The sequence below is a fragment of the Paenibacillus rhizoplanae genome (genome assembly GCF_042684125.1).
Taxonomy (GTDB): Bacteria; Bacillota; Bacilli; order Paenibacillales; family Paenibacillaceae; genus Paenibacillus_AQ; species Paenibacillus_AQ rhizoplanae.
The window spans coordinates 36139-62073 of sequence record NZ_JBHUKY010000045.1 but is presented as its reverse complement, the minus strand read 5'-3'; the positions used below and the strand labels follow the sequence as shown (position 1 = coordinate 62073).

General features: G+C 52.0%; 28 protein-coding genes and 1 tRNA gene. 19 read left to right on the top strand and 10 right to left on the bottom strand.

Annotated elements, in window-relative coordinates:
- Positions 1–1891: ATP-binding protein (locus ACFSX3_RS22805; protein WP_379313300.1), on the top strand; the 1891-nt coding region annotated here is incomplete at its 5' end.
- On the opposite strand, the gene ACFSX3_RS22800 is transcribed toward ACFSX3_RS22805, so the two are convergent.
- Positions 1878–3011, bottom strand: a complete 1134-nt coding sequence (locus ACFSX3_RS22800; protein ID WP_209990927.1) for a YkvI family membrane protein — start codon at positions 3009–3011, stop codon at positions 1878–1880. The two genes, ACFSX3_RS22805 and ACFSX3_RS22800, sit on opposite strands and share 14 nt — an antisense overlap.
- A gap of 176 nt (positions 3012–3187) precedes the next feature.
- Between ACFSX3_RS22800 and ACFSX3_RS22795 the strand changes: the two genes are divergently transcribed.
- The 7 genes from ACFSX3_RS22795 to ACFSX3_RS22765 all read left to right on the top strand — a co-directional run bounded on the left by ACFSX3_RS22795 (position 3188) and on the right by ACFSX3_RS22765 (position 7355).
- Positions 3188–3757 (top strand): xanthine phosphoribosyltransferase, encoded by a 570-nt coding sequence (locus tag ACFSX3_RS22795; RefSeq protein ID WP_036695682.1) that lies wholly within the window; start codon positions 3188–3190, stop codon positions 3755–3757.
- Positions 3758–3865: 108 nt separating this feature from the next.
- Positions 3866–4183: a hypothetical protein gene (locus ACFSX3_RS22790; RefSeq protein ID WP_209990925.1), complete on the top strand. Its 318-nt coding sequence runs from the start codon at positions 3866–3868 to the stop codon at positions 4181–4183.
- 131 nt (positions 4184–4314) lie between these two features.
- Positions 4315–4536 carry a hypothetical protein gene (locus ACFSX3_RS22785; protein ID WP_209990923.1) on the top strand — a complete coding sequence of 74 codons (222 nt, stop codon included), beginning with the start codon at positions 4315–4317 and terminating at the stop codon, positions 4534–4536.
- 18 nt (positions 4537–4554) lie between these two features.
- Positions 4555–5346, top strand: coding sequence for an SDR family oxidoreductase (locus ACFSX3_RS22780; protein WP_209990921.1), 792 nt, complete (start codon positions 4555–4557; stop codon positions 5344–5346).
- Positions 5343–6023 carry an AlkZ-related protein gene (locus tag ACFSX3_RS22775; RefSeq protein ID WP_209990919.1) on the top strand — a complete coding sequence of 227 codons (681 nt, stop codon included), beginning with the start codon at positions 5343–5345 and terminating at the stop codon, positions 6021–6023. Before ACFSX3_RS22780 ends, ACFSX3_RS22775 begins: the two co-directional genes overlap by 4 nt.
- Before the next feature lie 444 nt (positions 6024–6467).
- Positions 6468–6701 (top strand): hypothetical protein, encoded by a 234-nt coding sequence (locus ACFSX3_RS22770; protein WP_209990917.1) that lies wholly within the window; start codon positions 6468–6470, stop codon positions 6699–6701.
- Positions 6702–6704: 3 nt separating this feature from the next.
- Entirely contained in the window at positions 6705–7355 is a 651-nt protein-coding gene (locus ACFSX3_RS22765; RefSeq protein WP_209990915.1) for a lysozyme inhibitor LprI family protein, read from the top strand.
- A 95-nt stretch (positions 7356–7450) separates the two neighbouring features.
- Here ACFSX3_RS22765 and ACFSX3_RS22760 read toward each other — a convergent pair whose 3' ends face one another.
- Complete coding sequence (locus ACFSX3_RS22760) at positions 7451–7909, bottom strand: hypothetical protein (protein WP_209990913.1); 459 nt, start codon at positions 7907–7909, stop codon at positions 7451–7453.
- Positions 7910–8089: 180 nt separating this feature from the next.
- On the opposite strand from ACFSX3_RS22760, the gene ACFSX3_RS22755 reads away from it, so the two are divergent.
- Positions 8090–8173, top strand: a tRNA-Leu gene (locus tag ACFSX3_RS22755).
- 94 nt (positions 8174–8267) lie between these two features.
- Here ACFSX3_RS22755 and ACFSX3_RS22750 read toward each other — a convergent pair.
- Entirely contained in the window at positions 8268–8816 is a 549-nt protein-coding gene (locus tag ACFSX3_RS22750; RefSeq protein WP_209990910.1) for a TetR/AcrR family transcriptional regulator, read from the bottom strand.
- Between the two features lie 147 nt (positions 8817–8963).
- Here ACFSX3_RS22750 and ACFSX3_RS22745 point away from each other — a divergent pair, with 147 nt between their 5' ends.
- The 7 genes from ACFSX3_RS22745 (at position 8964) to ACFSX3_RS22715 (ending at position 15866) form a co-directional block, all read left to right on the top strand.
- Positions 8964–9866, top strand: a complete 903-nt coding sequence (locus ACFSX3_RS22745) for a ketopantoate reductase family protein (protein ID WP_209990908.1) — start codon at positions 8964–8966, stop codon at positions 9864–9866.
- A gap of 94 nt (positions 9867–9960) precedes the next feature.
- Complete coding sequence (locus ACFSX3_RS22740; protein WP_209990906.1) at positions 9961–10164, top strand: hypothetical protein; 204 nt, start codon at positions 9961–9963, stop codon at positions 10162–10164.
- Between the two features lie 171 nt (positions 10165–10335).
- A complete protein-coding gene (locus ACFSX3_RS22735) occupies positions 10336–10746 on the top strand; it encodes a hypothetical protein (protein ID WP_209990905.1) in 411 nt (136 codons plus the stop codon).
- 208 nt (positions 10747–10954) lie between these two features.
- Entirely contained in the window at positions 10955–12301 is a 1347-nt protein-coding gene (locus tag ACFSX3_RS22730; protein WP_379256834.1) for a citrate transporter, read from the top strand.
- Between the two features lie 33 nt (positions 12302–12334).
- Complete coding sequence (locus ACFSX3_RS22725; protein ID WP_209990903.1) at positions 12335–14467, top strand: hydantoinase/oxoprolinase family protein; 2133 nt, start codon at positions 12335–12337, stop codon at positions 14465–14467.
- A gap of 33 nt (positions 14468–14500) precedes the next feature.
- Positions 14501–15190, top strand: a complete 690-nt coding sequence (locus ACFSX3_RS22720) for a hypothetical protein (RefSeq protein WP_379256833.1) — start codon at positions 14501–14503, stop codon at positions 15188–15190.
- Positions 15191–15206: 16 nt separating this feature from the next.
- On the top strand, positions 15207–15866 hold the full coding sequence (locus tag ACFSX3_RS22715; protein ID WP_209990901.1) for a GntR family transcriptional regulator: 660 nt from the start codon (positions 15207–15209) through the stop codon (positions 15864–15866).
- A 128-nt stretch (positions 15867–15994) separates the two neighbouring features.
- Here ACFSX3_RS22715 and ACFSX3_RS22710 read toward each other — a convergent pair whose 3' ends face one another.
- From ACFSX3_RS22710 to ACFSX3_RS22700, 3 genes are all read right to left on the bottom strand, one after another.
- Positions 15995–17140 (bottom strand): DUF2812 domain-containing protein, encoded by a 1146-nt coding sequence (locus tag ACFSX3_RS22710; protein ID WP_209990898.1) that lies wholly within the window; start codon positions 17138–17140, stop codon positions 15995–15997.
- Positions 17137–17508: a PadR family transcriptional regulator gene (locus tag ACFSX3_RS22705; protein ID WP_209991199.1), complete on the bottom strand. Its 372-nt coding sequence runs from the start codon at positions 17506–17508 to the stop codon at positions 17137–17139. The genes ACFSX3_RS22710 and ACFSX3_RS22705 overlap by 4 nt, the downstream gene beginning before the upstream one ends.
- Before the next feature lie 84 nt (positions 17509–17592).
- Entirely contained in the window at positions 17593–18279 is a 687-nt protein-coding gene (locus ACFSX3_RS22700) for a DUF7002 family protein (RefSeq protein ID WP_209990896.1), read from the bottom strand.
- 77 nt (positions 18280–18356) lie between these two features.
- On the opposite strand from ACFSX3_RS22700, the gene ACFSX3_RS22695 reads away from it, so the two are divergent.
- Entirely contained in the window at positions 18357–19262 is a 906-nt protein-coding gene (locus ACFSX3_RS22695) for a GNAT family N-acetyltransferase (protein ID WP_209990895.1), read from the top strand.
- Positions 19263–19564: 302 nt separating this feature from the next.
- Here ACFSX3_RS22695 and ACFSX3_RS22690 read toward each other — a convergent pair whose 3' ends face one another.
- From ACFSX3_RS22690 to ACFSX3_RS22680, 3 genes are all read right to left on the bottom strand, one after another.
- On the bottom strand, positions 19565–20410 hold the full coding sequence (locus ACFSX3_RS22690) for a YihY/virulence factor BrkB family protein (protein WP_209990893.1): 846 nt from the start codon (positions 20408–20410) through the stop codon (positions 19565–19567).
- An 81-nt stretch (positions 20411–20491) separates the two neighbouring features.
- Complete coding sequence (locus ACFSX3_RS22685) at positions 20492–21658, bottom strand: anaerobic sulfatase maturase (protein WP_379313295.1); 1167 nt, start codon at positions 21656–21658, stop codon at positions 20492–20494.
- 24 nt (positions 21659–21682) lie between these two features.
- Positions 21683–22873 carry an ROK family protein gene (locus ACFSX3_RS22680; RefSeq protein WP_209991195.1) on the bottom strand — a complete coding sequence of 397 codons (1191 nt, stop codon included), beginning with the start codon at positions 22871–22873 and terminating at the stop codon, positions 21683–21685.
- A gap of 219 nt (positions 22874–23092) precedes the next feature.
- Here ACFSX3_RS22680 and ACFSX3_RS22675 point away from each other — a divergent pair, with 219 nt between their 5' ends.
- Together ACFSX3_RS22675 and ACFSX3_RS22670 are read left to right on the top strand one after the other, a co-directional pair.
- Positions 23093–23728, top strand: coding sequence for a chromate transporter (locus ACFSX3_RS22675; protein WP_209990891.1), 636 nt, complete (start codon positions 23093–23095; stop codon positions 23726–23728).
- Positions 23729–23741: 13 nt separating this feature from the next.
- The gene (locus ACFSX3_RS22670; protein WP_209990889.1) at positions 23742–24275 is read left to right on the top strand and encodes a chromate transporter; all 534 of its coding nucleotides are present in this window, start codon (positions 23742–23744) and stop codon (positions 24273–24275) included.
- 83 nt (positions 24276–24358) lie between these two features.
- Here ACFSX3_RS22670 and ACFSX3_RS22665 read toward each other — a convergent pair whose 3' ends face one another.
- A complete protein-coding gene (locus ACFSX3_RS22665; protein WP_209990887.1) occupies positions 24359–25897 on the bottom strand; it encodes a sulfatase family protein in 1539 nt (512 codons plus the stop codon).
- Between the last annotated feature and the right edge of the window lie 38 nt (positions 25898–25935).

The window sequence follows — 25935 nt, the reverse complement described above, 5'->3', positions numbered from 1 at the left end:
CCAGGGCACCGCCGGGGGCAGCCGCCCCGGCGCGAACGGGCGCCGGGCGGCACGCTACCGGCGCTTCCTGCAGGCGGGCGCAGCGCTTACGCTGCTGCTGCCGCCTGCGCTGTGGCTGACCGGCGCACCGCCGGTCAGCGCGTGGTCCGCGCTAGGCCTGCTGGCCGCCGCGGACCTGTGGCTCTGGGCCGCCATGCGCGCAGCGGGGGCGGCGGTTTCCCCGCCGGAGCCGGGCGGCGGGGAGGCGGGCAAGGCCGCAGCGGAGATGCTGCGGCTGCGCGGGCAGTTGCTCTCCGGCGAGGAGCGGGAGAGCGGCAAGGCGTCCAGCCCTGACGCAGGCGGGCTGGAGGCCGGGATGCGCGAGCTGCGCCGGCTGATGGAGGCCTGGGGCACCTGGCGCCAGCGCGTAGACCGGCAGACGGCTGAGGTTGAGGCCTGCCGGACGGAGCTGGAGCGGCTAAGCGGACAGGAGCAGGTGCTGACCGGCGAGCTGGAGGAAGCGGAGGCCCGCTTCACAGAGCTGGCGGCGCGCTACGAAGAATGGCTGCGTCAGCGGAGACTCCCCGAAGGGCTGTCCCCGGACGGCCTGCCGGATATCTTCGCCCTGGCTGAGCAGGGCCATGAGCTGCTGCGCCAGGAGGCCAAATGGTCTGCTCGGCTGAGCGGACTGGCGGCAGAATGTACGCTCTATGAGCAGGAAGGGCTGAAGCTGCTTGCAGCTGCGGGGACCGGACGGCCAGGTTCGATTCCCTTTGTAGCTGTCCAACAGACACCACCCGCTCAGTCTACTGATCAGCACCGACTACCCGCTACAGAGTCTACTGTCCAGCAATCACTACCCGCTACGGAGCCTGCTGCCCACCCCACACCTGCAACTCCACCCGCTCCCCATCACCCCACCCCAGCCGCCCTATTAACCTGGCTGGAGCTGCGGAAGCGGGAGTGGGATCAGCTGAAGGCTGAGCTGCTGCGCAGAGAGAGTGTGGAGGCGCGGCTGGCTGAAGTCCGCGAGGAGCTGGCAGCGAATCACAGGGAGCAGGCAGAACTGAACCTGCGGTGCTCGAAGCTGCTGGAGGAAGGCGGTGCTGAGGACGGTGAGCAGTTCCTGCGCCGTTCCTCTGCGTGGCTGAGACGGATAGAGGTTACGCGGTCCGTGCGTCAAGCTGAGCTGGCGATGTTCAGCGGATGGGATGACGAAGGCCGGGCGGAGCTGCTGAGTCTGCTGGAGCATCTGGATGCCGGGCGGCTTGCACAGGAGCGTCAGGCTGCGGAAGAAGCGGCGGCCGAGCTTGAAGAGGAGCGGAGCGCACTGCTTGAGCAGCGCGGCAAGCTGCTGCAGGAACGGGAAGCATTAACGAAGCGCGGCAAGGAAGATTCTGCGCTCCAGCAGCTGGAGGAGCAGCGGGCGGCACTGCGTAATCTGGCCGGGCAATATGCGGTAACAGCGCTGGCCGCCGAGCTGATGGGGCGGACACGCCGGATCTATGAGCAGGAGAAGCAGCCCCAGGTGCTGCAGCTGGCCTCCGTGTATTTCTCGAAGCTCACGCATGGGGAATACCGCCGGATCGTGATGACGCTGGGGCATAAAGAGTTGAAGGCTGAACATAAGGATGCCGGACTGCTGGATAGCGGGCTGCTCAGCCGGGGAACTGCGGAGCAGCTGTATCTGGCGATCCGGCTGGCACTGGCAGAAACGATGAGCAGCAAGGTGAATCTGCCGCTGTTCTTCGATGATCTGTTCGTTAACTTTGATGAACACCGGCTTCACGCGGCTCTGGCTCTGCTTGGCGAGCTGTCGGCTTCCCGGCAGATCGTCATGATGACCTGCCACCGTCATGTCGCCGAAGCCGTGGCGGGCATCATCCCTGCGGCAGCAGTTATTTCCGTGTAGGCCGGATCGCAGGCTTGATGCTGACAATCGTGATCCCCTGCTTTTTGCCGCCCGCTCCTCCTGCTGGGGGCTTGCCCTGCCCAGGCGGCGGTGACATGGGGGAACGCACCAGCATAACCACCCATATCAGACACAGCGCGCCGAAGATCGGGTAGAAGATGCCCAGCAGCGAGCTGAAGCCGAATTGGCTGAACACATAGCAGATAAGCATCAGCAGCGGAGCGACCAGCGCAGGTGCAATTGGGAGCCGCTGCTGGAGCTGTACGCTTACCCCGTAGATACCCGCGACGAAGGTGCTGAAGATTTCCATGAAGATCAGCAGCAGAAAAATCATCTGCACCACCGGACCCAGCCGGATGGCGATGCTTCCCATCGGAATCTCGAACTGCAGGATGCCCGGCATCTGCGAGCTCATGGCAAAATGGGCTGCCAGCAGCATGAACCCGATGCCCGCTCCGCCCAAAATACCGCCGCGCACTAGAGCACGTTCGTCATCCGTATGACGGGCCAGAGGAACCAGCACAGCCTGGGCCATGCCAAGATTGAACGAGGTGTAGAGCAGCGGAGAAATCCAGGCGTTGATGCCGCTGTGATCAGTTGGCAGGAAGAGGAAACGGTCGGCTCCCGGAACGCCCAGCGTATTACAGACAAGGATCAGCGACAAAGTAAGCATCAGGGGCACCACCAGGCTGTTGATCTGCAGAATGCCGGAAATGCCGCGCTTCAGCAGCAAGTAAGATCCGATGATAGTCAGAAGCAGCCCCGCCTGATAGGGGAGGCCGAGATGCTCCTTGAAGATCGCCCCGGCGCCAGCCAGCATGATGCTGTTCACCCCGATCAGAATAATCATGGTGAACAGGCTGATGATGGTTCCGGCCTTGGCTCCGAACAGGTGGCGGTTGAAATCCTCATACGAATCCGCAGAGATTTTCCGGGCGATGATCATCATTTTGGTGCCCAGCCAAATAAAGAGAGCGGCAGAGAATAGAATTGTCAGCAGCGCCCAGTGGCCGTATCTGGTGAAAAAACGGAGGATTTCCTGGCCGGTGGCGAATCCGGCGCCGACAATAGTGCCGATATAAGTGAAAGCGATCTGTAATGTGCGGACATGTGACTTCATGCTTAGCCTCCTTATGAATGCTGCGAAGTTTACAATCGCGGGGCCTGCAAGGATATAGCCTTGTGTAGTCCGCATAGTACAGGTTATGATGAGGAACAGAGGGACATGACTTCCGCCTGGACGAACAGGTGCGATTTCGGTGGAACGTCTATAAAGGGTAATGGAGGTTTACAATTATGGAATTATTGAAACAGCGGATTTTGGAGGAAGGCGTAGTTGTCTCGGATCAGGTGCTGAAGCTGGACGGGCTGCTCAACCACCAGGTCGATCCGATGCTGACGATGGAAATGGGACGGGAATTTGCCCGCAGATTTGCTGAGGCTGGAGTTACTCGCGTAGTGACTGTGGAATCCTCGGGGATTGCCGTGGCATTTGCCACCGCTTATGAGATGAAGGTGCCGCTGGTGTTTGCCCGCCGCAAAAAAACGCTGTTGGCTGATCCAGACGCACTCTGCGAACGGGTTCCATCTTTTACCAAAGGGATTGTTACGGACATTATGCTGTCCCGCCAGTTCATCTCGGAGGATGACAAAATCCTCTTCATCGACGATATTATCGCCAACGGCGACGCGGCCCGCGGCCTGATTAAGATTATCCAGCGTTCAGGAGCGGAGCTGGTGGGCCTTGGCATAGTGGTCGAAAAAAGCTTCCAGGCCGGTGCCCGCACGATCCGGGAACAGGGAATCCGTCTGGAATCCCTTGTTGATATTACCTCTCTTAATGACGGGACCATCGTTTTTGGATAAGGTTTAAGTGAAAATAATAGGGACATAGCCTATTTTTGAAACATCTGCTTTCCACCCTATAAGTTTTCCTTTATAATAAAAATTAGACATGAGAGGGGAGGCGTCACAATGGGGAAAGAACCGGTGACAGAGCAATTTTTCATTGATAAGCTAACCGAGGCTAAGGATCACTTCGAACGTGCGCTGGATTGCAAACACACGGAGTTCGACGATTTGTATCCCTATATGATCGAACATCCTCAGTTTTTCTGGTACAAACGTTATGTTGCTTGGTCAGAGCTGTTGACAATCACAAGTTTGTGTGAAGAGCTGTCGTTCAATTGGAGACAGACATTCACAGAGCATCAGATCGAATATCTGGAACAACGTGTGATGTCCGCTAAAGTTCTTGACTTCTGGTTTGAGAAGAATGAAGCGCTGATATAGGAACTTCATAAGACATACAGATTGCTTTTGAAAGATAACTAGACCCGGATGATTCTCATTTGGGTCTTTTTCATGACCGGATTCAGAGTTGAATTGGACAAGCTAAGCACAGAGAGGGGAGCAAGACGACTATGATCAGTGATGAACAACTGGATGCCTACCGGATCTCAGGAGAAAAGATACGCGTTGTACGGGATGGACTGGAGAGCAATGATATCAGGGGGATCGTCCTGGCCTGGGATGAGTCCCAGGTGATGATCCGCCGACCCAATAAGCGGGTGGTGAAGCTGGACCGGAATTATCTGTATCAGCCGTTCAGTGAGCCAAGACCAGAGACGGATACTGCGGAGTAAGCGGATTAGGAGGGAACAATGAGCCATCATCATAAAATATCGGTCGTCACCGGAGGCGCGGGCGGAATCGGGCGCTGCCTCACCGAGGCATTACTGAAGGCCGGGGCAGTGGTTGCCTGCATCGATACGGATTCAGCAGCCGGACGCTGGCTGGAGGAGCAGTATGGCACAGAGCAGCTGTTCTTCTATACAGGCGATATTGCGCAGCAGTCCGTGCTGGATGACTTCACCGCACAGGTAATCAGCCGCTACGGACAGGTGGATTACCTGATTAACAATGCCTGCATCAGCCGTAAAGGGCTGCAGTCCGGGTGCAGCTACGAGGATTTCGAATATGTGCAGCGAATCGGGGTGACTGCACCATATTATTTGACACTGCGGCTTAAGGAATATTTCGCTCCGGGAGCGTCTATTGTTAATATCTCTTCAAGCCGGGAGCGGATGTCGCAGCCGGATACCGAGAGCTATACTGCCGTCAAAGGCGGGATCGGTGCATTGACCCACGCCCTTAGTGTAAGTCTGGCCGGTAAAGTGCGGGTGAATGCGATCAGCCCGGGCTGGATTGATACCACCGCTTATCACGGTACAGGGGAATCGGCGGAGCCGGTTCATACAGAGCCGGACCGGCTGCAGCATCCTGCGGGACGGGTCGGAACTCCAGCGGATATCGCAGCCATGGTGCTGTTCCTGTGCAGCGAAGCTGCGGTATTCATTACGGGCGAGAATATTACAATCGATGGTGGGATGAGCAAGCAGATGATCTACCACGGAGACGAGGGCTGGACCTACCACCCTGGAGGGCAATCATGAAGCTGCCGGTTATAAAGAATGCCGGGGAACTGGCCGAATTGGTGCGGGAGATCGGGTATCTGCCCTTGTTCCGCTGTGAGATCGCAGGCTTCTCTCTGGAGGAATGCACGCCTGCGGGCTACTGGTTCGTGAAGGATGTAATCGGGCCGTGGGAATGGCGCGAGGAGATTGCGGCCGGGGGCGAGATCGCTTATGCGAAGCTTTTTAACAAGAAGGCCGGGTTCATCAGCAGAGAATGGTATCCGGACTTCGCCAATTACCGCCGGGACGGCTATGATTTCGATGCGAGATATGATGACGGACTGGCCTCCATGGCCAGCAAACGAATCATGGATGTGCTGCTGGAGCATGAGGCAGGGCTGCTTTCCAGTGATCTCAAAGGCCTGTCCGGCTTCGCGGCCAAAGGTGCCAAGGGCTTCGACACAGCCATGACGCTGCTCCAGATGCAGACCTACATTACAGCCAGCAAATTCGAGTATAAGCAGGACAAGCATGGCCGTCCCTACGGCTGGGGAATCGGTCGTTATGCCGTGAGCGAGCATGTATTCGGAGCAGACTATGTGACTTCACGTTACAGCGATCAGCCTGAGGAATCCAAGGAGCGGATTATGGAGCATACGGCCAAGCTGTTCCCGGAGGCAGGATCGAAGCAGCTGGAGAAGGTGTTGAAGCCATGAAAAGGATTCAGTTCATGATCAAACACTTTTTAAGTGAACCGCTCTGGTTTAAAATTTTGATAACTTTAACTTTATTCGCTTCTATTCTCTTGAGCAGTTCATGGTTTCCTAGTCATGGCTATTATAAAAGCATTTCCAAGTTAGCTGCCGCTATCTTCTTTTGCTCATACGGAATCAAACTGCGGAGGAATCGTCAAATTTCTATGATTTTCTTTGCACTGACTGCTGTATGTATTTATCTGATATGGGACAATCTCCAGCTTGCATAACTAAGCTGATTCGAAACAATAGCCTCAATTCAGTACTGACAGAAGTAGCCGGCCTTGAGGACCGGCTACTTTTCATACATAATGGGCAGGTTGCTTTAATTACATTGATAAAAAGAGGTATAGAAGTAGCCTACCGCGAAAAGAAAATTGAATATTTTTAAAGGAGAAGACCCTAGTGCGTGAAACTGATGACAAAGATATATATCAAGAAGGTGAATTTACAAAAAGGGTTTGTGATTTTTGTGGTGCAGAAGCGGATTGGACTGAACCGGTTGAAGAAATTGACGAAAAAGGGAAGCGAATTGAGCTGCGATCATGCTTGATGTGTTCTTTTGACGGAACAGGTATTGCAAATAGGGAGGAGTTTCAAGCAGTAATGGACCAAATGAAGGAGAAAGTAAGGAGATAATATATGAAAGTTAAGATACTTTTATTGTTTTTTATAATGATAGTTCTTTCAGCTTGTCAAAATAATAGTCAGTCGACTGCTTTGAACAGCGAAGCTAAATCAATAATGAACTCTGAATTGCCTCCTAATGTAGTGGGTACAGGTAATGGAACAGAATCGAAAGAAATAACTGAAGGTCAATCAGATACTGAAAATAATGAAGTGTTATCCATGAGCATTGGGACCTATGATTTGACTGGGGAATTTTATGATGAAATGCTTCGAAATCCTATAGATCATGATTATGAAGTGGAATTTAATGAATTTAAAAATTCTGAAGAGTTTACAACATTTGGCTGGAGAGCGTTGGAAAGCAAATATACAGAGTATTGGGATAAAGAGTTGAATCAAATATATAAAATGCTTCTTTCTAAGTTGGATAGAGAATCAAAAGAAGCATTAATGGAATCACAGAAAGAATGGTTAAAGTATCACACGAGTGAATCAGAATTTGTAGAGAAAACATTTATTCGTAATAGTTACCTTGGATCACAAGGATTAGTAAGCCTAGGCACAGTTATAAGGGAGAGAATTAGGGAAAGAACAATGCAATTATTTGAATATCGTTATTTGTTAGATAGTGAAGTTGAGTTTTTATACCAAAGCAAAAAATAAAGCTGAAATCGAGATCAAAGGTTAATTCACAAAATAGAAGAACCTAGTCCCAATTAGGACGAGGCTCTTCGTGTTAACATTATCAGCCGTGCGGCTTAGATGGTCATGGCCAACTGTTCAACCTGTTCTTCCCTGGGAAGGACTGAGGCAAGCTCTGCACCCAGTCCGAGGTAGGCGCGCATACGCTGCATCATTTCATTACGGAAGCCGGGCCATAGAATATGGATCTCGCCAACATAGCCCCGGCAGTTATACTCGGCGGTAACTCCGCGCTGATCCTGGCGCACAGTGCTGATCTTGAGCTGGCTCAGGGTAAGTTCGCGGGTAACCTCCTGCAGCATCAGAGATGTCTTCTTGGTAGCGCTGGATACCAGCTCCATGTAGAGCTGGGGAGTCTTGAACAGACCGCTCTTGCCGATGGCACGGCAGTCCCGTTCAAATACTTTATGAATAAACGTTAGCAGCAGATAGCTTCTGACCAGGGACAATTCATCTTTGGTTATATTCTCAGGGATTGTTGGTGTATTTAGGGGGTGTCTCTTGGTAATCGCCATTATAAATCACCTCATTTATATTATGCGAACCTTTGTTCTCATTATACACCCAATCCGCAAATAAAAGCAATATTTTACTTGCAATTTATGGATAGCAATTTACAATAAAATAAACTTGACTCCATAATTCTGACATGGTAAGATCTATCTTGTGACTGCGAAAGCAAGTCAACCGAATATGCGGTCATGGCGGAATTGGCAGACGCGCTGGCTTCAGGTGCCAGTGATAGCAATATCGTGGAGGTTCGAGTCCTCTTGACCGCATCGCAGATTATAAAGGCCCGTTCATTACCCTAGTGGGAATGGACGGGCCTTTATTGTGCTTATTTTCCTTCCCGTCTTCGCTGGTGCGGCATCTTCATTCTTTAGTATAAGTCGTAATCCCTCTTGAATATAAATTCTCCGCTAACTTGATGAATTCTTCTGGGGATACATCCTTATCTCTTTGGAGCCAAAGACGAAATAAAGAAAGGGTCGTCGTCAGATAGAACTCAATGAAGTACGGCGTTAAGGAGTGGTTTTGCGGAAGATTCAGGTATTGCTCCATGGGTATGTCTCTTTTTAAGCGTGCTAAGAAACGGGGGCTTCCATAATCGCCCAGAAGAGCATGGAGCGCTAGGAGATGTTCTTTTTTGTCCAGACAAGAGAGCGCATCCTGAACTGAATGCATCGACAGCTCTTTATCAGCAAGTTCTGTTTTGATGTCATGGAGCAGGTTATTTTCAACAGCGTCCAGCAATTCGTAAATGTCAGTAAAGTATTGATAAAAGGTGCTGCGGTTATATCCTGACCGGTTGGCGATTTCCTGAATGGAAATTTTCTCAATCGGCTTTTGGCTGTATAGCTCACAAAAAACTTCTATAAACCGTTGTCTTGTTTTCTCCGTAACCTGGGGCTGCTTGTTCATGTTTCCCTCCTGCTTGTGTATAAGATATCATCCCACAGATATTAAAAAATTGATGATTGATCAAGGAATCCTAAAGCTTTATGATCACATCATACAACATGTTGTTGGATAATCAAGAGGGAATATTAATAGGCAGGAGTGATTGTAATGTCAGCAAAACAAAACAGAATTTTAATTTTCGGTGCGGGTGTCATCGGGAGCATATACGCAATGAAGTTTATGGAAGCAGGATATGACGTTAGTCTGTTTGCACGTTCGGACAGATTCAGACTTTTAAAAGAAAAAGGCCTGCAATATAATGACAAAGGTACAGTCAGATCGATTCCGGTGAAGGTCATTGATACGCTGGAAAATGACGATATATACGATTTTATTTTCGTTACCGTCCGTTATGACCGGGCCGAATCCGCATTGTTAGCGCTAAAGGATAATCAAAGCCCGAATATTGTTACGATGACCAATAGCCCGATTGGATTTTCTTCGTGGCGGGGGATTGTAGGGGATAGACTTTTGCCGGCTTTTCCGGGCTTCGGCGGACAGATTAAAGCTGGAGTCCTGTATGCCCGGTTTGCGCCAAAGTTCCTCATGGCTACCGCATTTGGAGAAATGAATGGTGCAGTGACGCAGCGGATCGAAAGTCTCGCAAGGGTATTCCAAGCAGCAAAGCTTCCTTACACCATAAAAAAGGATATGAAGGCGTATCTAATCACTCATTCTGTATCAGACATTGCTCTGCTGGGCGGTTTGTATTCCGGCAATCAGGAGATTGACCCTATAACACCGGGAACCAGAAAGACGGCACGCAAAATAACAGTTACTTTAAAAGCGTATCTAAGGGCAATACAAAAAGCTGGTGTTGCTGTTGATCCGCCCGTTTTTAAAATAGTGTCCAAACTCCCAAGCTTCATGCTGGATGTTCTCTTCATTGCATGGCTGCGTACGAAAATGGTTAAGGATATGCTGCTGCCGGATTATGCGAATGCTGCGAATCGGGAGGTTGTGCAGCTACAGAATGATCTAACGAAATTTCTATCTATGCAGAACGGCTGATGAATCGTTTGTTCCGGTATTGTAACCCGTCTGTTTATTATTCGCTTCCAGCGGATGGTAAGGTTGGAGGACTGAAGCAGGCGGGAGGCATATCATGATAACAACGTTAGGGAAGATACTGAAAATATCTATTTTGGCGGTCTGCCTGGCTGGATGCAGTCAGGGCACACAGCCCATTGAGGTAACTGAAGCTTCGCCGGGGCTGGGTATACCGCTAGGGTTCCTGGATGTGAGTCATAACAAGCTGATCCTGTGGATCGAAGCCGCAGCGTTTGAGTTGACAAGAGTAGGCGAATAGAGTTCTAGTGCATCAGTACCCTTGTTGGCTGACTTGGAGAAGCCCTTGCGACCGGCCGATACCGGATAATTGTAATCTGAGCAATTAAAACCTGCAAAAAAGGGTTAAGTGTATAACATAACTGCTGTCTGTGCAACTAATTCTGCCTCAATCTTAACCAAGGAGTGAGCAATGATGAGCTGGGATGTATTTGTCATGAAAGAGAAGTACGATTTTGAAGCGCCGGAGGAAGAACAGCCCCCGGTGCCTCCCCTGGGGCAACGTGATGAAATCATTGAGAAGCTGACCCGCCGCCTTCCGAACCTGGATTACCGGGATAAGGCTTGGGGCTTCCTTGAGGGCGAGGGGTATTCGATTGAGTTCAACACAGGTGATGAGGAGCTTGTACATTCCATCATGCTGCATGTCCGGGGCGGGGGAGAGGTGATTGAGAGGATCCGGTTGGTCTGTGAGACACTGGAGGCTTATGCGCTGGATACATCGGATTCCGGCTATATCGACTTTGAGCAGCCTGAAGCAGCGGAGCAATCATGGAAGGGATTTCAGCGGTATCGTGACCAAGTGATTAACCAGGATAACTGAAGAGTATGGAGGTGAACAGAGGCGCAGGATGGATCACATCTGCAGCCTCTGTTTGCATTTTGAAGGGTTTGGAAATAACATGCAGAAGGGTATTGACGCCTAATGAAGTCGCATGTTAATATTTTCACGTGGCAAACTAACATGTCAGTTAACCCAAATAGCATGTTAGCATGTTAACTCATTTAATCCTACTTCAGGAGGTTATTTTGTGGATGTCGCTAATGTTGTAATCGGTTTCATTATGGTCTTATCATTTTTTGGATTGGTGTGGTATTGCGTCAAAGGGTATAACCTCATGGTCGGTTTCTTCGTCATGTCGGTGCTGTGGACCTCGATTGCCCTGATCGGGAATAGCATTCATCCTACCTCTGTTATGGAGGGTAAGACGTTCATTGACGTCCTGACGAATGTGTTCCAGACGGGGCCGGAGAATTACGGGAAGGCGATACTGGTTAATATTTTCTTCGGCGCCTTCTTCGGCAGAGTCCTGATCGACACCGGGATTGCCGCTACGCTGATTCGTAAGGTTGTAGAGCTTGGGGGAGACAAACCAAGAATCACCATGTCTCTGCTGTGTATCGTTACCGCTGTAATCTTCACCTCCATGACCGGTATCGGCCCGGTAATCTCCATTGCGGTCATCGTGCTGCCGATCATGCTGTCACTCGGGATTCCTTCACCGATTGCCTTGTTCTCCTTCATGGGCTCGATCATGGCGGGGATCTTCGGAAACATCGTGAACTTTAAGCAATATCAGGCGATATTTGCAACAGCCAACGAAAGTTATGCCAGCTACGACTATAATACATATTTCAAATTCGGCATGATTGCGATGGCTGTATCACTGATCGTGGTTCTGGTGGTATCTAATGTGATGATGAACCGGAAGCTCTCCCGGGCCTGGGCGGCTACACCGGATAGCGGAGCTACTGTAGATGCACCTGCCATCTCCTGGATATCGATTATTCTGCCGGTAGTGGGTGTAGTGGTGCTTAAGGTGCCGATTATTTTCGGATTTATCTTCGCCGCCTTGTTCGCCCTGCTGACCTGCGGTAAGCTGAAGGGTGGTTTTGCAAGCGTTTGCAGAATGCTGTCGAAGCAGTTCGCGGACGGAGCGATTGATGTGGCGCCTATGATCGGGTTCCTGCTAACGCTGTCAATGTTCAACAATGCAGCCACCTATGCTTCCCCTTATTTCAAAACCCTGCTGGATGGTGCGATGCCCCAGACTGCGCTGCTCTTGTGTATCGTATTCGCCATCCTCACACCGCTGGGCTTCTTCCGCGGCCCGATGAACCTGGTCGGTTCGGGTTCGGCCATCCTGGCTGTCGTGGTGGCAACCGCAGCCTGGCCGGTACAATTCCTCTATCCGCTGTTCGCCATAACTACTGTTGCACCGCAGCATCTGGACGTTACACAGTCCTGGGTTGCTTGGGGCTTCGGCTATACGAAGGTTCCGGCCAAGGAATACATGAAGATGTCGATTGCTACGGGCTGGATCATCGGTATCATTCTATGTGCGGTCGTATTCTTCATGTACGGCAATCTGGTTTAGTCCACTATTAATGAAGAGAAACGGAGAAATCATATGAGTACAATGGTTAGAATGGGTATCGATGTGGGGGGAACCCATACCAAGGCAGTTGCGATTGACAATGCGACACATGAGATTATCGGGAAATCATCGGTCAAGACGACACATGATCATGCCACAGGCGTAGCCGCAGGTGTGGTGAAATGCTTCATGAATTGCCTGGAGGAGAACAATATCCGTCCGGAGGATGTAGTGTTCGTGGCCCATAGTACCACGCAGGCCACAAATGCGCTAATCGAGGGCGATATTGCCCAGGTGGGCATCATTGGCCTGGCGAAGGGTGGTCTGGAAGGCTGGCTCGCCAAGCGGCAGACCCGGCTTCAGAATATCGATCTGGGCAATGGCAAGGAGATCAAGATCTATAACAGCTTCCTTAATATTAAAAAAATGTCCGAAGCCTCTGTGCTGACGGTCATCGAGGAGCTTAAACAGCAGGGGGCACAGGTGATTGTGCCTTCCATGGCTTTTGGCGTAGATAACGGGCGGCCCGAGGAACTGGTCTATATAGAAGCGGAGAAAAAAGGGATGCCGACCACCATGGCCTCCGACATCACGAAATTATACGGGTTGACCCGGAGAACGAGAACAGCGGCGATTAATGCAAGTATTCTGCCGAAGATGCTGGATACGGCCAATTCAACAGAGCGGTCTGTCAGGGAGGCCGGTGTCCATGTGCCGCTGATGATTATGAGAGGCGACGGCGGCGTCATGGAGATCACTGAGATGAAGAAGCGGCCTGTGCTGACGATGCTGTCGGGTCCGGCGGCCTCGGTTATGGGCTCGCTGATGTATCTGAGAGCGTCGAACGGGGTGTACTTCGAGGTCGGTGGCACGACTACCAATATCGGTGTTATCAAAAACGGCCGCCCGGCCATCGACTATTCTATCGTCGGCGGTCATCCGACCTATGTCAATTCCCTGGATGTACGGGTGCTCGGCGTGGCCGGCGGGTCCATGATCCGGGCGAACAAGAGCGGAGTGGTCGATGTCGGACCCAGATCGGCGCATATCGGCGGACTGGATTATTCGGTATTCACCGATCCGGATAAGATTAAGGGAGCGCAGGTCGAATTCTTTTCTCCGAAGCCTGGTGATCCCGCTGATTATGTGGCGATCCGGCTGGAGAACGGGGAACGGGTGACGATCACGAACTCCTGCGCGGCGAATGTGCTGGGACTGGTCAAGCCGGAGCATTTCTCATACGGGAATGTAGAAGCGGCCAGAAGGGCGATACAGGCGCTGGCTGATTACTGCGGAACAACGGTAGAGGATATTGCCAAGCAGATTATGGAGAAGGCGTATGCGAAGATCGAGCCGATCATCCTGGCGCTGGCCGAGAAATACAAGCTGGAGAAGGACCAGATATCCCTGGTGGGTGTCGGCGGCGGAGCGGCTTCGCTCATTGTCTATTTTTCTGAGAAAATGGGCCTGAAATACAGCATCCCCGAGAATGCAGAGGTTATCTCTTCGATTGGGGTTGCTCTGTCGATGGTCCGGGACGTTGTAGAGCGGATTATTCCGTCTCCGTCCAAGGAAGTGATTGCCGCCCTGAAGATGGAAGCCTTGAACAAAGCCATCCAGAGCGGGGCCACACCGGAGAGCATCGAGATTCATATTGACATTGATCCGCAGACCTCCAAGGTGACAGCGATTGCTACCGGTTCCACCGAGGTGAAGACGACTGAGCTGCTGAAGGAATGTGATGAGGCAGAGCTGCGGGAGCTGGCGGCGAAGGATATGCGTATCCCTCTGGAACGGACCAAGCTGCTGGAGAAGACGCGGTATGTCAGTATTTTCGGCGAATTGATGGATAAAGCCGGTGAAGCCGGGGCGGTCCGCATCCTGGACACCAAAGGCTTCATCAAAGTGCAGAGGGGCCGGGCTATGGCGCTTAAGACCACTGCGGGTGACTACCTGAATGCGGTTAAGCAGCTGTGGGAGGCAATGGCGGTCTATCAGACGGAGCTGATTGCCAGACCTGACTTTTACCTGTGTATCGGCGCCCGGGTCATGGACTTTACCGCATCGGATTTCGAACAGCTGGAGCTGCTGATGGATATTGAGATTTCCACGTTCGAGCCGGACACTGAGGTAGTTGTTGTGGCGGCCAATATTAAGCAAAGCTAACCGCCGCGCGGGAGAGTATAGACAGGAGGCTGGATGCAGGTGCAGGTGAAGGTGAAGCTAGGAGAAATGATGAATCATTTGCTGCAGGTAGAGGATGAGGCTTGGGGAATGTACGCATTCTCCCGGGATATTCTGAACCGGCGCCTTCAGCCGGAGATGAAGAGGGATATGCTGGCCAAAGCCAGAGCCTGCGGCATAGAATACGCCCACCGGATAATCCGCGAATATGGGACCAGTGATGTAAGGCTGCTTGCGCAAAAGATGAATCTGAAGCTGGAATTCCAGCAGGCGCTCATGACCGGCAAGCGTGTGCTGTTCGCCTGTTATACCCCTCCGGATAAGGTGGAAATTATGGAGGAACCCGTGCGCAGAGCGGCGGAGCGGGTGCGGGAGGAGGCACCGGCGCTAGTTGAACTTTTTCCGCAAGCTGGTATAATGAATACTATCCTTGGCCACGAAATGTATCATTTTGTAGAAGACCGGTATGCACAGGACATATACACCCGAACCGAGCGGATTCTGCTATGGAAGCTGCTGGGTCTGAAGAACTATTCTACAATACGCACCTTAAGTGAAGTTGGAGCCATGGCTTTTACACAGGAGCTGAACAGATTGCGGTACTCGCCGTTTATTCTGGATGTTCTGTTGTATTACAGCTACGACTCAGCCAGTGCGGAGACCATATACCGTGATGTACTAGGAGTGAGTTCAGGGAAGGTGTAGGAAGACGTTGAAGATTATGAATAACAGTAATTCACTGAATGATGTAACTTACAATAAAATAAAAGACGACATCATGAATATGACGCTCGAGCCAGGAATGGATGTCAGTGTGCAGAAGCTCTCTGAACGCTATGGCGTCAGCCGGACGCCGGTACGGGAAGCAGTGGTCCGCCTTCAACAGTCAGGACTGGTGGAAATATATCCTCAGCGCAAAACCGTAGTCTCCAAGATTGATCTGCAAAGAGTCCGTGAGGAATGGTTCATCCGGACCTCCCTTGAATCTGCTGTAATCGATGAATTCATCCGCAAATGCAGTGAATTGGTCGCGGATACGATGCAGGAGTTGATCAACAAGCAGAAGAAGTACATGGATAAGAAATATTTCCGGGAATTCTATTTCAAGGACAACCGTTTCCATCAGCTGATCTTTCAGACGGCCGGGGAGGAATTATCCTGGTTCACGATTGAAGAGGTGGCCTCGCATTACAACCGAATCCGTCTGCTCTATGGGAAGATGGAGGGGGTCCAGCCATCCGATATCGATAAGCATGTGAAGATGGTTGCGGCTACCCGCAAACGGGATGTGGAAGGGATGCGCAAGGTAGTGATGGAGCATTCCAATACGCTGCTGGACCGGGTCCAGAGCATGTCAAAGCAATACCCGCAATTCTTCTGATTATACAAGTGAAAAGCTTAAAGGCGTATACTGAAGTCTTCTCCGCATGGAGCAGGACTTCCGGTATACGCCTTTTGTTGCGTTATCTCTAAGCTGTCCCTACGTGTGCAGGCTTGATGCAGCCATCCCTATTGCTTCTTGAGCCGCCGGTAATACAGCCAGGTTCTGGCCGCTAACGAGCCGAAGAGCATAATGGAGAAGAGCATAATGGATGTATTCAATGCCCGGGAAGCGATGATTCCTTCCCGCCTCATATTATCAATGAAGGCCGTCACATTCAGGCTGTAGAGCAGAATCATGGGCAGGAACAGCAGGGTATAGCTGATGGCGATTTTGCGTGCCTGCTTCAGGCGGTGGACCGGATCACTATAGATTTCAAGCTGCTCCGCAGAGTTAAGCTCCTCACGGCTCCAAATGGTCCATTTCTGCAGAGAGAAGGGAGAGCTGTAGAGCCTCGTCCAGCCTGCCTCCTGATGCAGCTCGAAATACCCTTCACCCGCAACGATCTGATAGTCAGCGTGATATTTCATACGGCGCGGACGGCCCTTGCTGAAATGGAACAGCGTTCCTCCGAAGCCTACTTTATAGAGATTCCATCCGTGCTTCTCCTTGTCCTCCAGCCATTGCTCCAGCCGGTCAGGAGCATACATCCAGCCTAACTTCATCCGCGCCATCTTAGTGCCGACAGGCTTCTGCGGTCCGGGAGGCTTCTTCATGTCCTGATGGTCCAACTGAAATACCTTACTGGCAGCCCGGAGCTTCACAATAGAGTAGATTGCAAGAACAAGCAGGGCCAAGGCTCCCGCTGCTGCGGTCCAGGTAACAGCCCACATCGGACTTGGCTGAATGCGGAAGGGAGCATCTGAATTGAAGCTGAGTCCTAGTACAAGCAGTGGAATAAGTGCTATGAGCAGCAAATACACCAGGATTCCAGTGAATAGATAGGAGATGATGCGGTTACGCCTCAGGACATCCTTACGTGAAGGATAGGCGCTAATCTGTGATGGGGACCGATCATTCTCGTACAGGCTCCATTTTCCTTGCTGCAGCCTGCTCCATCCCTCTGCGGCAAGATAGGGAGACATGGATGAATGCCTGGATGAATGATAAGCCAGCTGAAAAGTTAGCCGGACGGGCTCAGCCTGCCGGAAGTTAAAGCGCCGCAGCAGTAAGCTCCATTCCTCCAGACGCCATCCCTTGCCGGCCATATCGGCCAACCAGGCTTCTGTCCCCGGCAGATCGTAGCTCCAAAAGGGCCGAAATACAGTTCTCATTGAAATTCCTCCTCACGGGTGACGGCGTTGCGGTGAAGTTCCTTTAATCTGCCGATTTCAGCGCGCATGACTTCCTTCCCAAGCTCAGACACCTCGTACACCGTCTTTCTCTCTCCATCGGCAAATACGGTAATCAGTCCATCCTTATTCATCTTGGTCAAGGTTCCATACACCGTACCGGAGCCCAGCCGTAGCCGTCCTTCCGACAGCTCATCCACATGCTTGATGATTCCATATCCGTGGCGCGGCTTGGTTAAGGACAATAGAATATAGAACGCCGTCTCGGTCATCGGCACATACTTTTTTAGAACCTTTTGGGCTGCGGACACCGCGTTCACCTGCTTCGTCAATTCGTTGTGCCAAGTCATGGCAAAAAGAAAATATGTCATGATGTGACTATGTCATAACGTGACTATATCACGGTGTGACATAAAATTCAAGGCTGAAGGCAATTATAGCGCCGCCAAATCCAGCGGCTGGCAGACAGGCTGCCAGATCTCAGGCACGCGCTGGATCTCTGAACAGTAGACCGCCTGCAAATATCGGCTGAGTGGTGAGAGTTGGCCTTCGACCAGGACTTCCTTGATCTCCGAAGGTTTGGTAGGGATATCTCTCCTGGCTATGGACATGAACTCTGCAAGGGGCAGCAGCATCCCGCAGCTTTTGCGGTAGGACATCCGGTGCGGGAATCTGGGCGAGCTGCCGGAATCATATTTGGACAGCCTGATCCGGTCAAACTGACCGGTGAGCAGCTCGGGAGCGGAGAATTGGAGAATAGCAAACGATTCGTCCGGTTCCCGGCGGGAGTACATGGCCGCCATTGCGAGGCAATCCCGCCAGGTCGGCCAGAGGAATACATGGCGGTCCAGGCAGCGGCGGAATTCTTCAGGCGTAGTGTACGGGTCCATGGCTTCAGGCGTGATGCGCAGATGGGCGTTCAGCATGGCGGTTTGGCCGCCGTATTCTACCTGGAGGGTAGTTGTCCGGCGTAATCCGGCAGCATGTCCGGGACTTAATACGGCTGGAGCATATAAGGCGTCAAGTGCAGCCATGGCCGGCAAATTGCGGGCCCGGGTGAAGTGGTATAACGAGGTGCGGAGCGGACTTTTGGTTATCGCTGCAATCAGTGCTGGATTCATGGGCGTATTTTTCCTTTGCGGGAGCAGAAGTTTTTGATATTTTTATAAGATACAATGGCACCGAAAGGATGAGACGGATGAAGGTTGAATTACTTAGTCAGAGCAAGGTGGAGGCATTTTTGAGCTTTTGCCGGAAGCACCGGGGGGAGCTGGATGATTCTTATCTGATTGATGAGGAGCTTGCCGGGTTCGAATGCTCCCCGGACAACCCTACGTATATTATGGCCGATTCTTCGGGGGGAATTACAGCGGCAGCTTCACTCATGCTGAATGATTACGCCCGCAGGGGACGGAAGGCCAGATTCAGAATCCTGTATACGGAGACTGGGGATGTGAATGTATACGAGTCCTTGCTGCGCGCGGTACTGCCTCATGCGGCAGAAATGGATCAGTTGAATCTGTTCGTTCCGGTGGCAAATGCTGCGGCAATAGAGGTTCTGGCATCCGTCCGGTTCGCAGTGCAGCGTTACACTTATATCCTTGTGAGGGAGCAGGGGGAACCTCCTGCGCTGAGCTTGCCGCCGGGCTATGAGATTCTTCCCTTCCGCAGCGGGGCGGATGAAGTGGTCTGGTGTGAGGTGCGCAATGCCGGCTTCGCCAGACTGCAGGGCAACGAGACACCGGTCACGCCTGCTATGGTGCAGCAGATGATCCGCGGAGCAGACTATATCGAAGGCGGTCTACTAATCTTGTATCATAACGGAACAGCTGTGGGTATCGTGCACGGCTCCGCTGATGAATACGAAGAGGCTCCTGCTATGAGTATCGGCCCGCTGGCGGTATTACCGGAGTATCAGGGGAGAGGACTGGGCCGGATTCTGCTTCAGGCGGCGCTGCGGTTCGCGGCTGAGCAGACGTATTCCCGAACCGTTCTGTGTGTGAACGCAGAGAATGAACGGGCGCAGGCTTTGTACACGGGAGAAGGCTTCAGGCAGGCGGAGGCTGTGGCGTGTCTGACTTACGTAGTGCAGCATCAGATTTAAACTAGTGGCAAGGCGTAACGGACTGAGGCGCACTTATTCCGATGAAAGTCACCCCTTGGGCAAAGGAACGGACCCCATGGAGCTTATTCTGGAATTTCTACACTTAAACATCTTGTAGAGAGTCGATAAGGGCTACTCTGTCCGTTAAACCGCAAAACGTGGCGTTTTCCAGGGAAAAGGGTCTCTCAGGTCCGTTAAGACCAAACTCGGCCGGGCGCGCAGTTCCGTGGTTCGGAACCTCCGGGATTCGACCCTATTCACAGCATTCAGAAAGGGAAAAGTGGCGGATTTCTATCACGGTCCTATTTACCATCCGCCTTGCGTTTGAGCAGGACGGCATTAATCTCGCCTCCGGCAAGAATAATAAAGGAGCTGATATACAGCCAGATAAGCAGAACCGTTACGCCTCCGAGACTGCCGTAGGTTTTGGTGAAATCGCTGAATTGATTGACGTATACAGAGAAGAGGACAGAGGTTGTGATCCAGCCGATCGTTGAGAACAGCGCACCGGGCACGACTTCGCGCAGAGCCAGCCTTCGGCTGGGAGCGATCCAGTACAGAAGAGTGAAGACTATGAACATTACAAGCAGCGGAATAGCATATTGCAGCAGATCCCACAGCTTCTGGAAACCGTAGGGCAGATCAATGAGCAGGAAGACCTGGGTTTTGAGCCAGGTACCAAGGACGAGCAGCAGAATACTGAGCAGAACGACGAGACCGATCGTCAAGGTAGCGAGCAGGGCGATGCCCCGTATTTTCCAGAAGGCTCTGCTCTCATCAATGTCATAGGCACGGTTAAGCCCCTTGATGATGGCATTCACTCCTTTGGAGGCGGCCCAGAGCGTTGCCAGCATCCCGAAGGATAATAACGCCTGGCTGCGTCCGGCAGATACATCCTGCAGAATTTCTTCAATGATTGAAATAGCCTCGGCGGGCATGACCTGCTCGAGCTGGTGGATTTTGTCCTCAAGGGAGATATTGGCGTACCCAATCAGGGTCATGATGAAGATCAGAAAAGGAAACAGGGACAGGATCAGATAATAGGTCAGCTGTGCGCCTAGCCCCTGGACATCATCGGCATTGATTTTAGTCCACAGCTGTTTCATGAAATTGAATGCGTCTCTCGCTCCGCCAGTCTTCGTGTTCATAGGACCCTCCATTACGTATCAGGGTATAGCCTTCGCTCAATACACAAGAATGCAGGCTTCACGCTATAAGTTACCCAATATTTACCCGTTGCAACCTCGCTGAACGGGTTCCCGGCGCAGCTTGCCTGCCAACTGTCTCATTCTCTCATCGGCATAAGCATAGATACGCATATAGCTCCGGCAAAAATAATCAGGACTGGAGCCGCCTTCTTCCGGATTCCATTTCCGGTTCCGGGGGCATCCGCCATAACACAACGGCTGCCATTCGCAGGATTGACATGGCTCCGGCAGAGCGGGCTTCATCTGGTGAAACCGCTCGTAGTTGGGATGGGCAAGCATATCCGCAATGGAATCCCCGGCAATATTGCCGACCTTCCACTCCTCATTGATATAGAAATCGCAGGGGAAGGCGTCCCCGTTCTGCTCCAGTACCAGACTTGAAGGACATGCAGCGCGGTGAATACAGGATTCTGCTTCGCCGCCCAGGTAGACGCTGAGCATGTTATCGAAGAACCTTACCGATATTTCGGGCTTGCCGTCCTGATACCATTCGTCAAAGGCCTCGCACAGGAACTCCCCGTATTCGTCCGCTGTAATCTCATAGACGCCCGGCTGATCCACCTGCTGGGATCTGAAGTCCATGCAGGGAATGAACTGAATGAAGCGGAAGTCCTGCTCCCGGTAGAACGCCATCAGTTCCCTTGCTTTACCTACATTGCCCTTATGAATAACCGTCAATATATTAAAGTCTACCTGGTGCCGCCGAAGATGGCTGATGCCGTTCATGACCTGGACATAACTGCCCTTTCCTGCGGAATTCACCCGGCGCGAGTCATGAATCTGCTGCGGACCGTCCAGACTGACTCCGATCAGGAAATGATAGGTTTTGAAAAAAGCAGCCCACCGCCCGCTGATCAGCGTGGCATTGGTTTGCAGGGAATTGCTGATAACCGTATGCGGCGGGGCATGCAGAGCCTGGCGGTACACGACTTCCTCGAAGAACTCGTGACCTGCCAGCAGGGGTTCTCCACCCTGCCAGGCGAAGGTGGCACTGCCGGAGCTCCGCTGCATATAATCCTGGATGAATTTATCCAGAATCCCAGAGTCGATCCGGTTAATTGCCGGTCCGGGCTTCCCTCCACAGGTACTATAATAACAATAGTCGCAAGCCAGATTACAATCCTCCGAGACCGTCTTCCACATCACACCTAAACCGGAATGAGAACCGGCAGTGCAGCTAAGAGACACAGTAATCTCCTCCTGTCTTCCTATTTATTCAACATACCAGTCATTTAGAAGCATGATGGCCGCTCCTGTGGCTACGGCCTCTTCTTTGAGCTGTCCTTGAGTAAAGAACGGACTGTTCTCGGGGGAGGGATAAGTGTTCTTCCTGGCGACCTCAACCGATGTGTCGAAGACAAGCTGATGTGCCCGGATCAGGGGTCCGCCCAGCACGACACACTCCGGATGAAGAGTGTTAATCAGATTAGCCAGCCCGATCCCCAGGTACGCGGACGATTCCGTGAATTGTTCAGTAACCAGCTTATCCCCATGCTCAAGAGCTTCAGTTAAGGCGGCAAAGGTTACCCGTTCCGGAGCAATTTCCGCCAGTACGCTGCTGCGCCCAATCTTCAATTGTGTGCGTACACGCTCTTCCAGCGCCGGAACAGACACGAAGGCTTCAAGGGCTCCGTAGTTTCCTTTACCGTGCAGTCTGGGTCCGTTGGTCTGGATAATCATCTGACCGAGCGCACCCTCAGCGCCGGAGGCCCCCCGAACGATATGGCCGCCGGATATCATGGCGAATCTAATAGTTGTTCCGGCATGTACATACAGGATGTGCTGATAGTTGTTGGACTTAAGAGCCCGGTGCTCACCGATGAGGGCGCAGTTGGCGCCATTGTCAAGCTTGACCGGCAGGTCAAGCCGTTCCTTCAGCATCTCGCAGATGGGGACGTTGGTCCAGGAAGCGGCCGGGAAGTGCTCCGGCTCCAGAATGATCCCGCGTTCGGAGTTCAAGGGGCCGACAGCGCCTATCCCCATACCCAGAACGCTGCCCGGCGATATGCCATGCTCCGCCAGAAGAGCCCGGGCACAGTCCGCAACATGATCCGCGAGCAGCGGGGGCGTCATGCTATCGTCCATGGTCCACCGGGTCATAGACAGCAGATTGAAATGCATATCGTAAAGGCCCAGAGAAGAATGAATACGGGAAATCTCCAGCCCGAACAGATACCTGTATGCCGGGTTGCACTGGAACAGGATGGGCTTCCTCCCGCCTTTGGAGGTTCCCAGCCCGGAAGCGATAATTAATCCCTGGGACGACATCTCATCGAGAAGCCGTGTCATACTGCTGCTGGTCAGGGCAAAATCATTCAACAAATCGGCCTTGGAGGCCGTTCCCAGATAGGAGATGCGGTCATAGACCTGTTTTTTGAGGGAAGCATTAGGGTGGGGCAGCATCAGGCTTATCTCCATTCCAAGTTTAATAGTAGGAATACCTAAGATAATTCCAAATTGATTTTTATTCAACAAATAATTGACTTTATACCTTCTGATTATGAAGTATACACAGAATATTTACAATAAAATTCATAACTTTAATCCAAAATGAAATTAATTATGCTAGTATATAAGTAACATCTCTTGAGAGAGCAGAAAAGAATGTAAGGTGGAACTGGAATGAAGCAAAATGCAGGGGGAAAAATGAAGTTACTTTGGAGTATTTTTTGCGTATTTTTCAAAATTGGACCCTCCACCTTTGGGGGCGGTTATGCCATGATTGCAACTATTGAAGAAGAAATTGTCCGGAAAAAGAGATGGATGAACGAAGCGGAAATGGGTGACATGATATCCGTGTCCGGTTCCGCTCCCGGAGGGGTGGCCGTAAATAGCGCAACCTTCATCGGCTATCGTCTTGGCGGAGTGGCGGGAGCCGTGGCTGCCGTCATTGCCATAACCCTGCCTACCTTCCTGATCGTGTTCCTTCTCAGCGGCCTCAGGCTTTTATTCAAAGACAACGTCAAGGTAGAAGCCGCTTTGAAGGGGATTCATGCCGCGGTTGTGGCCCTGATCATTGTCGCAGCCGGAAAGATGTGGAAAGCTTCTGTTTTGGACGCAGTGACGTTTGCGCTTGTAGCGGTATCGCTGGCCTTGCTGTTGTTCACGCAGATTCATCCATTTTACCTGATTGTGGGCGGACTGACAGCCGGAGTTCTGGTAGTGCAGTACAATCAGAAACGGGGAAAGAGCATAGTTACGGAGCAGGTGAGAATAGAGGAGAGCCGGGATCTGCAGTTTCCGGAATACTACATTTGAAGGGGTTCATGGGATGCTGTGGGAGCTGTTGTACATTTTTTTCAAAGTAGGGCTAGTATCATTTGGCGGCGGATATGCCGTGATTACGCTGATCCAGCGGGAGGTTGCCGAGCAAGGATGGCTGGACAGCGGCGCTTTTCAGGAAATCGTCTCTTTGGCAGGAATGGCCCCGGGTTCCATCGCGACCAATACCGCCACCCTGATCGGCTACTCCCAGGCGGGGGTGGGGGGAGCTATCGCGGCAACGGTTGGCATTATTCTGCCGTCGCTTATCATCGTCATTGGTATCGCTGCATTCTTCCTGAAGCTGCAGAGCAATAAGTGGGTCAGATCTTCCTTCTACGGACTGCGTCCGATCGTGACCGGCTTAATCCTGTACGCGGCGGTTCATTTCGGATTCAGCGGAACAAGCGGCTCCTGGTTGACCTGGACACTCGCGGGCTCGCTGCTGATCTGTGCCGGATGCCTTCTTCTTATTGCCAAATACAAAGTACATCCGTTTGCTGTGATCCTCCTGTCGGCAGTTGCGGGTATTGTTATATTCTGACTGAATTCATATCATATCCAAGAAAGCGTGAGCGAAGGGAGAAGCCCTTGCTCACGCTTTCTTATTTCTCCATGCGGCCTGCTTCAGGCATGATGTATTCTCGGCATAGGCAGCGGTTCCTTGCCCAGCTCCGCCCAAATATATTTCAGCAGAAGCTCAGACTTCAGCCGCCCTTGCTCCGGCTCGTCCCACAGATTATGAAGTTCGTGCGGGTCCTGCTCTAAATCGAAGAGTTCGCCGTATTGCTGGTTGTAATAGACTGTAATTTTGTAGCGTGCATCTATATAGGTCTTCTGGTGAATGGTCGTGGGCTCATGCCGGAATTCGCAAATGGCATGGTCACGCGCCTGATTCCTGCGGCCCAGCCATACGTCCTTCTGATCCACACCGGTCATCGACGAAGGAACGGGAAGATTGGCGAATGATAAGAAGGTAGGCGCCAGGTCCACGAGCGACTGTATCGCATCCGACTGTCTGCCTGCCGGAACCTGCCCGGGATATCTGACGATGAATGGCAGCTTGATTAAATCCTCGTAATGAAACCCTCCTTTGGCCTGCAGACCATGCTGTCCGAAGAAATGCCCGTGATCGGTTGTGAAGACGACGAGTGTGTTATCCGCCAGTCCCAGGTTGTCAAGCTTATCGAGAATGCGGCCGATATATTTGTCCATCATGCTGATCATTCCGTAATAGACCGCTACCAGCTTCTTTTTGTCATAATCCGTCAGCAGCGCCTTATCCCCGTATTCATAATACAGGTGGGAGCGGTAGCCGTGAATGCCAAAGCCCGTCTCCATGAGCTGCGAGAAATCAGGGCTGTCTTCCTGGGTCATGCCGAAATGCGGCGGATTCCGGTCGTGTTCCCCGGGTGTCAGTGAAGGAATGGTCAGCTTGTCAGGGTCATACATCGAATCCCAAGGCTCCGGGACCAGATATTCGGGATGCGGATCAAAAAAGCTGGCCCAGAGAAAGAACGGATCTCCGGACTCTTGATGCTCCTCAAGGCGGGCATTGCTGCGCTCTGCAATCCAGGTGTTGTAATGATACTTCTCCGGAATGGGCCATGTGTAGGTTACAGACGGGTCCATTGTCCCCGTGGGAGGGAGGAAATAATCCCGCCAATTGTGACAGCCCTGTTCTTCCAGCCATAAGGCATAATGCTGGCCGACATGGGCTTCGTTCGTATGGTTCCTGGCAAGCTCCACATGGTCGAATCCGTAGAAGGATTCCTGGAAGCTGCTCCAGTAATCCAAGTCCTGCAACAGGGGATAGGCTTCCTTCGATTCATATTCCTCCGTAGACTTCAGGGGCTGGAAATGGGCTTTGCCGATCAGTGAGGTCTGGTAACCTGCTTCGCTGAAATCCTCACCTACCGTATGCCGGTCCTCCAGCAGCTTCGTTCCCAGCGTCCACGCACCGTGCTGGCTTGGATACATTCCCGTAATAATAGAGGAACGGCTTGGCGTACAGGTGGGATTAGGGCAATAAGCGCGGCCGAAGGTGGTCCCTTGCTGTGCCAGCCGGTCCAGATTCGGAGTGGAGATCTCGGACTGGAAGGCACCGATGGTATTCCAATGCTGTTGATCACTGGTTATTAGTAAAATGTTAGGTTTGCTGGACAATGGTCATCGCCTCCTATTATGATGATATTGAAAAAACA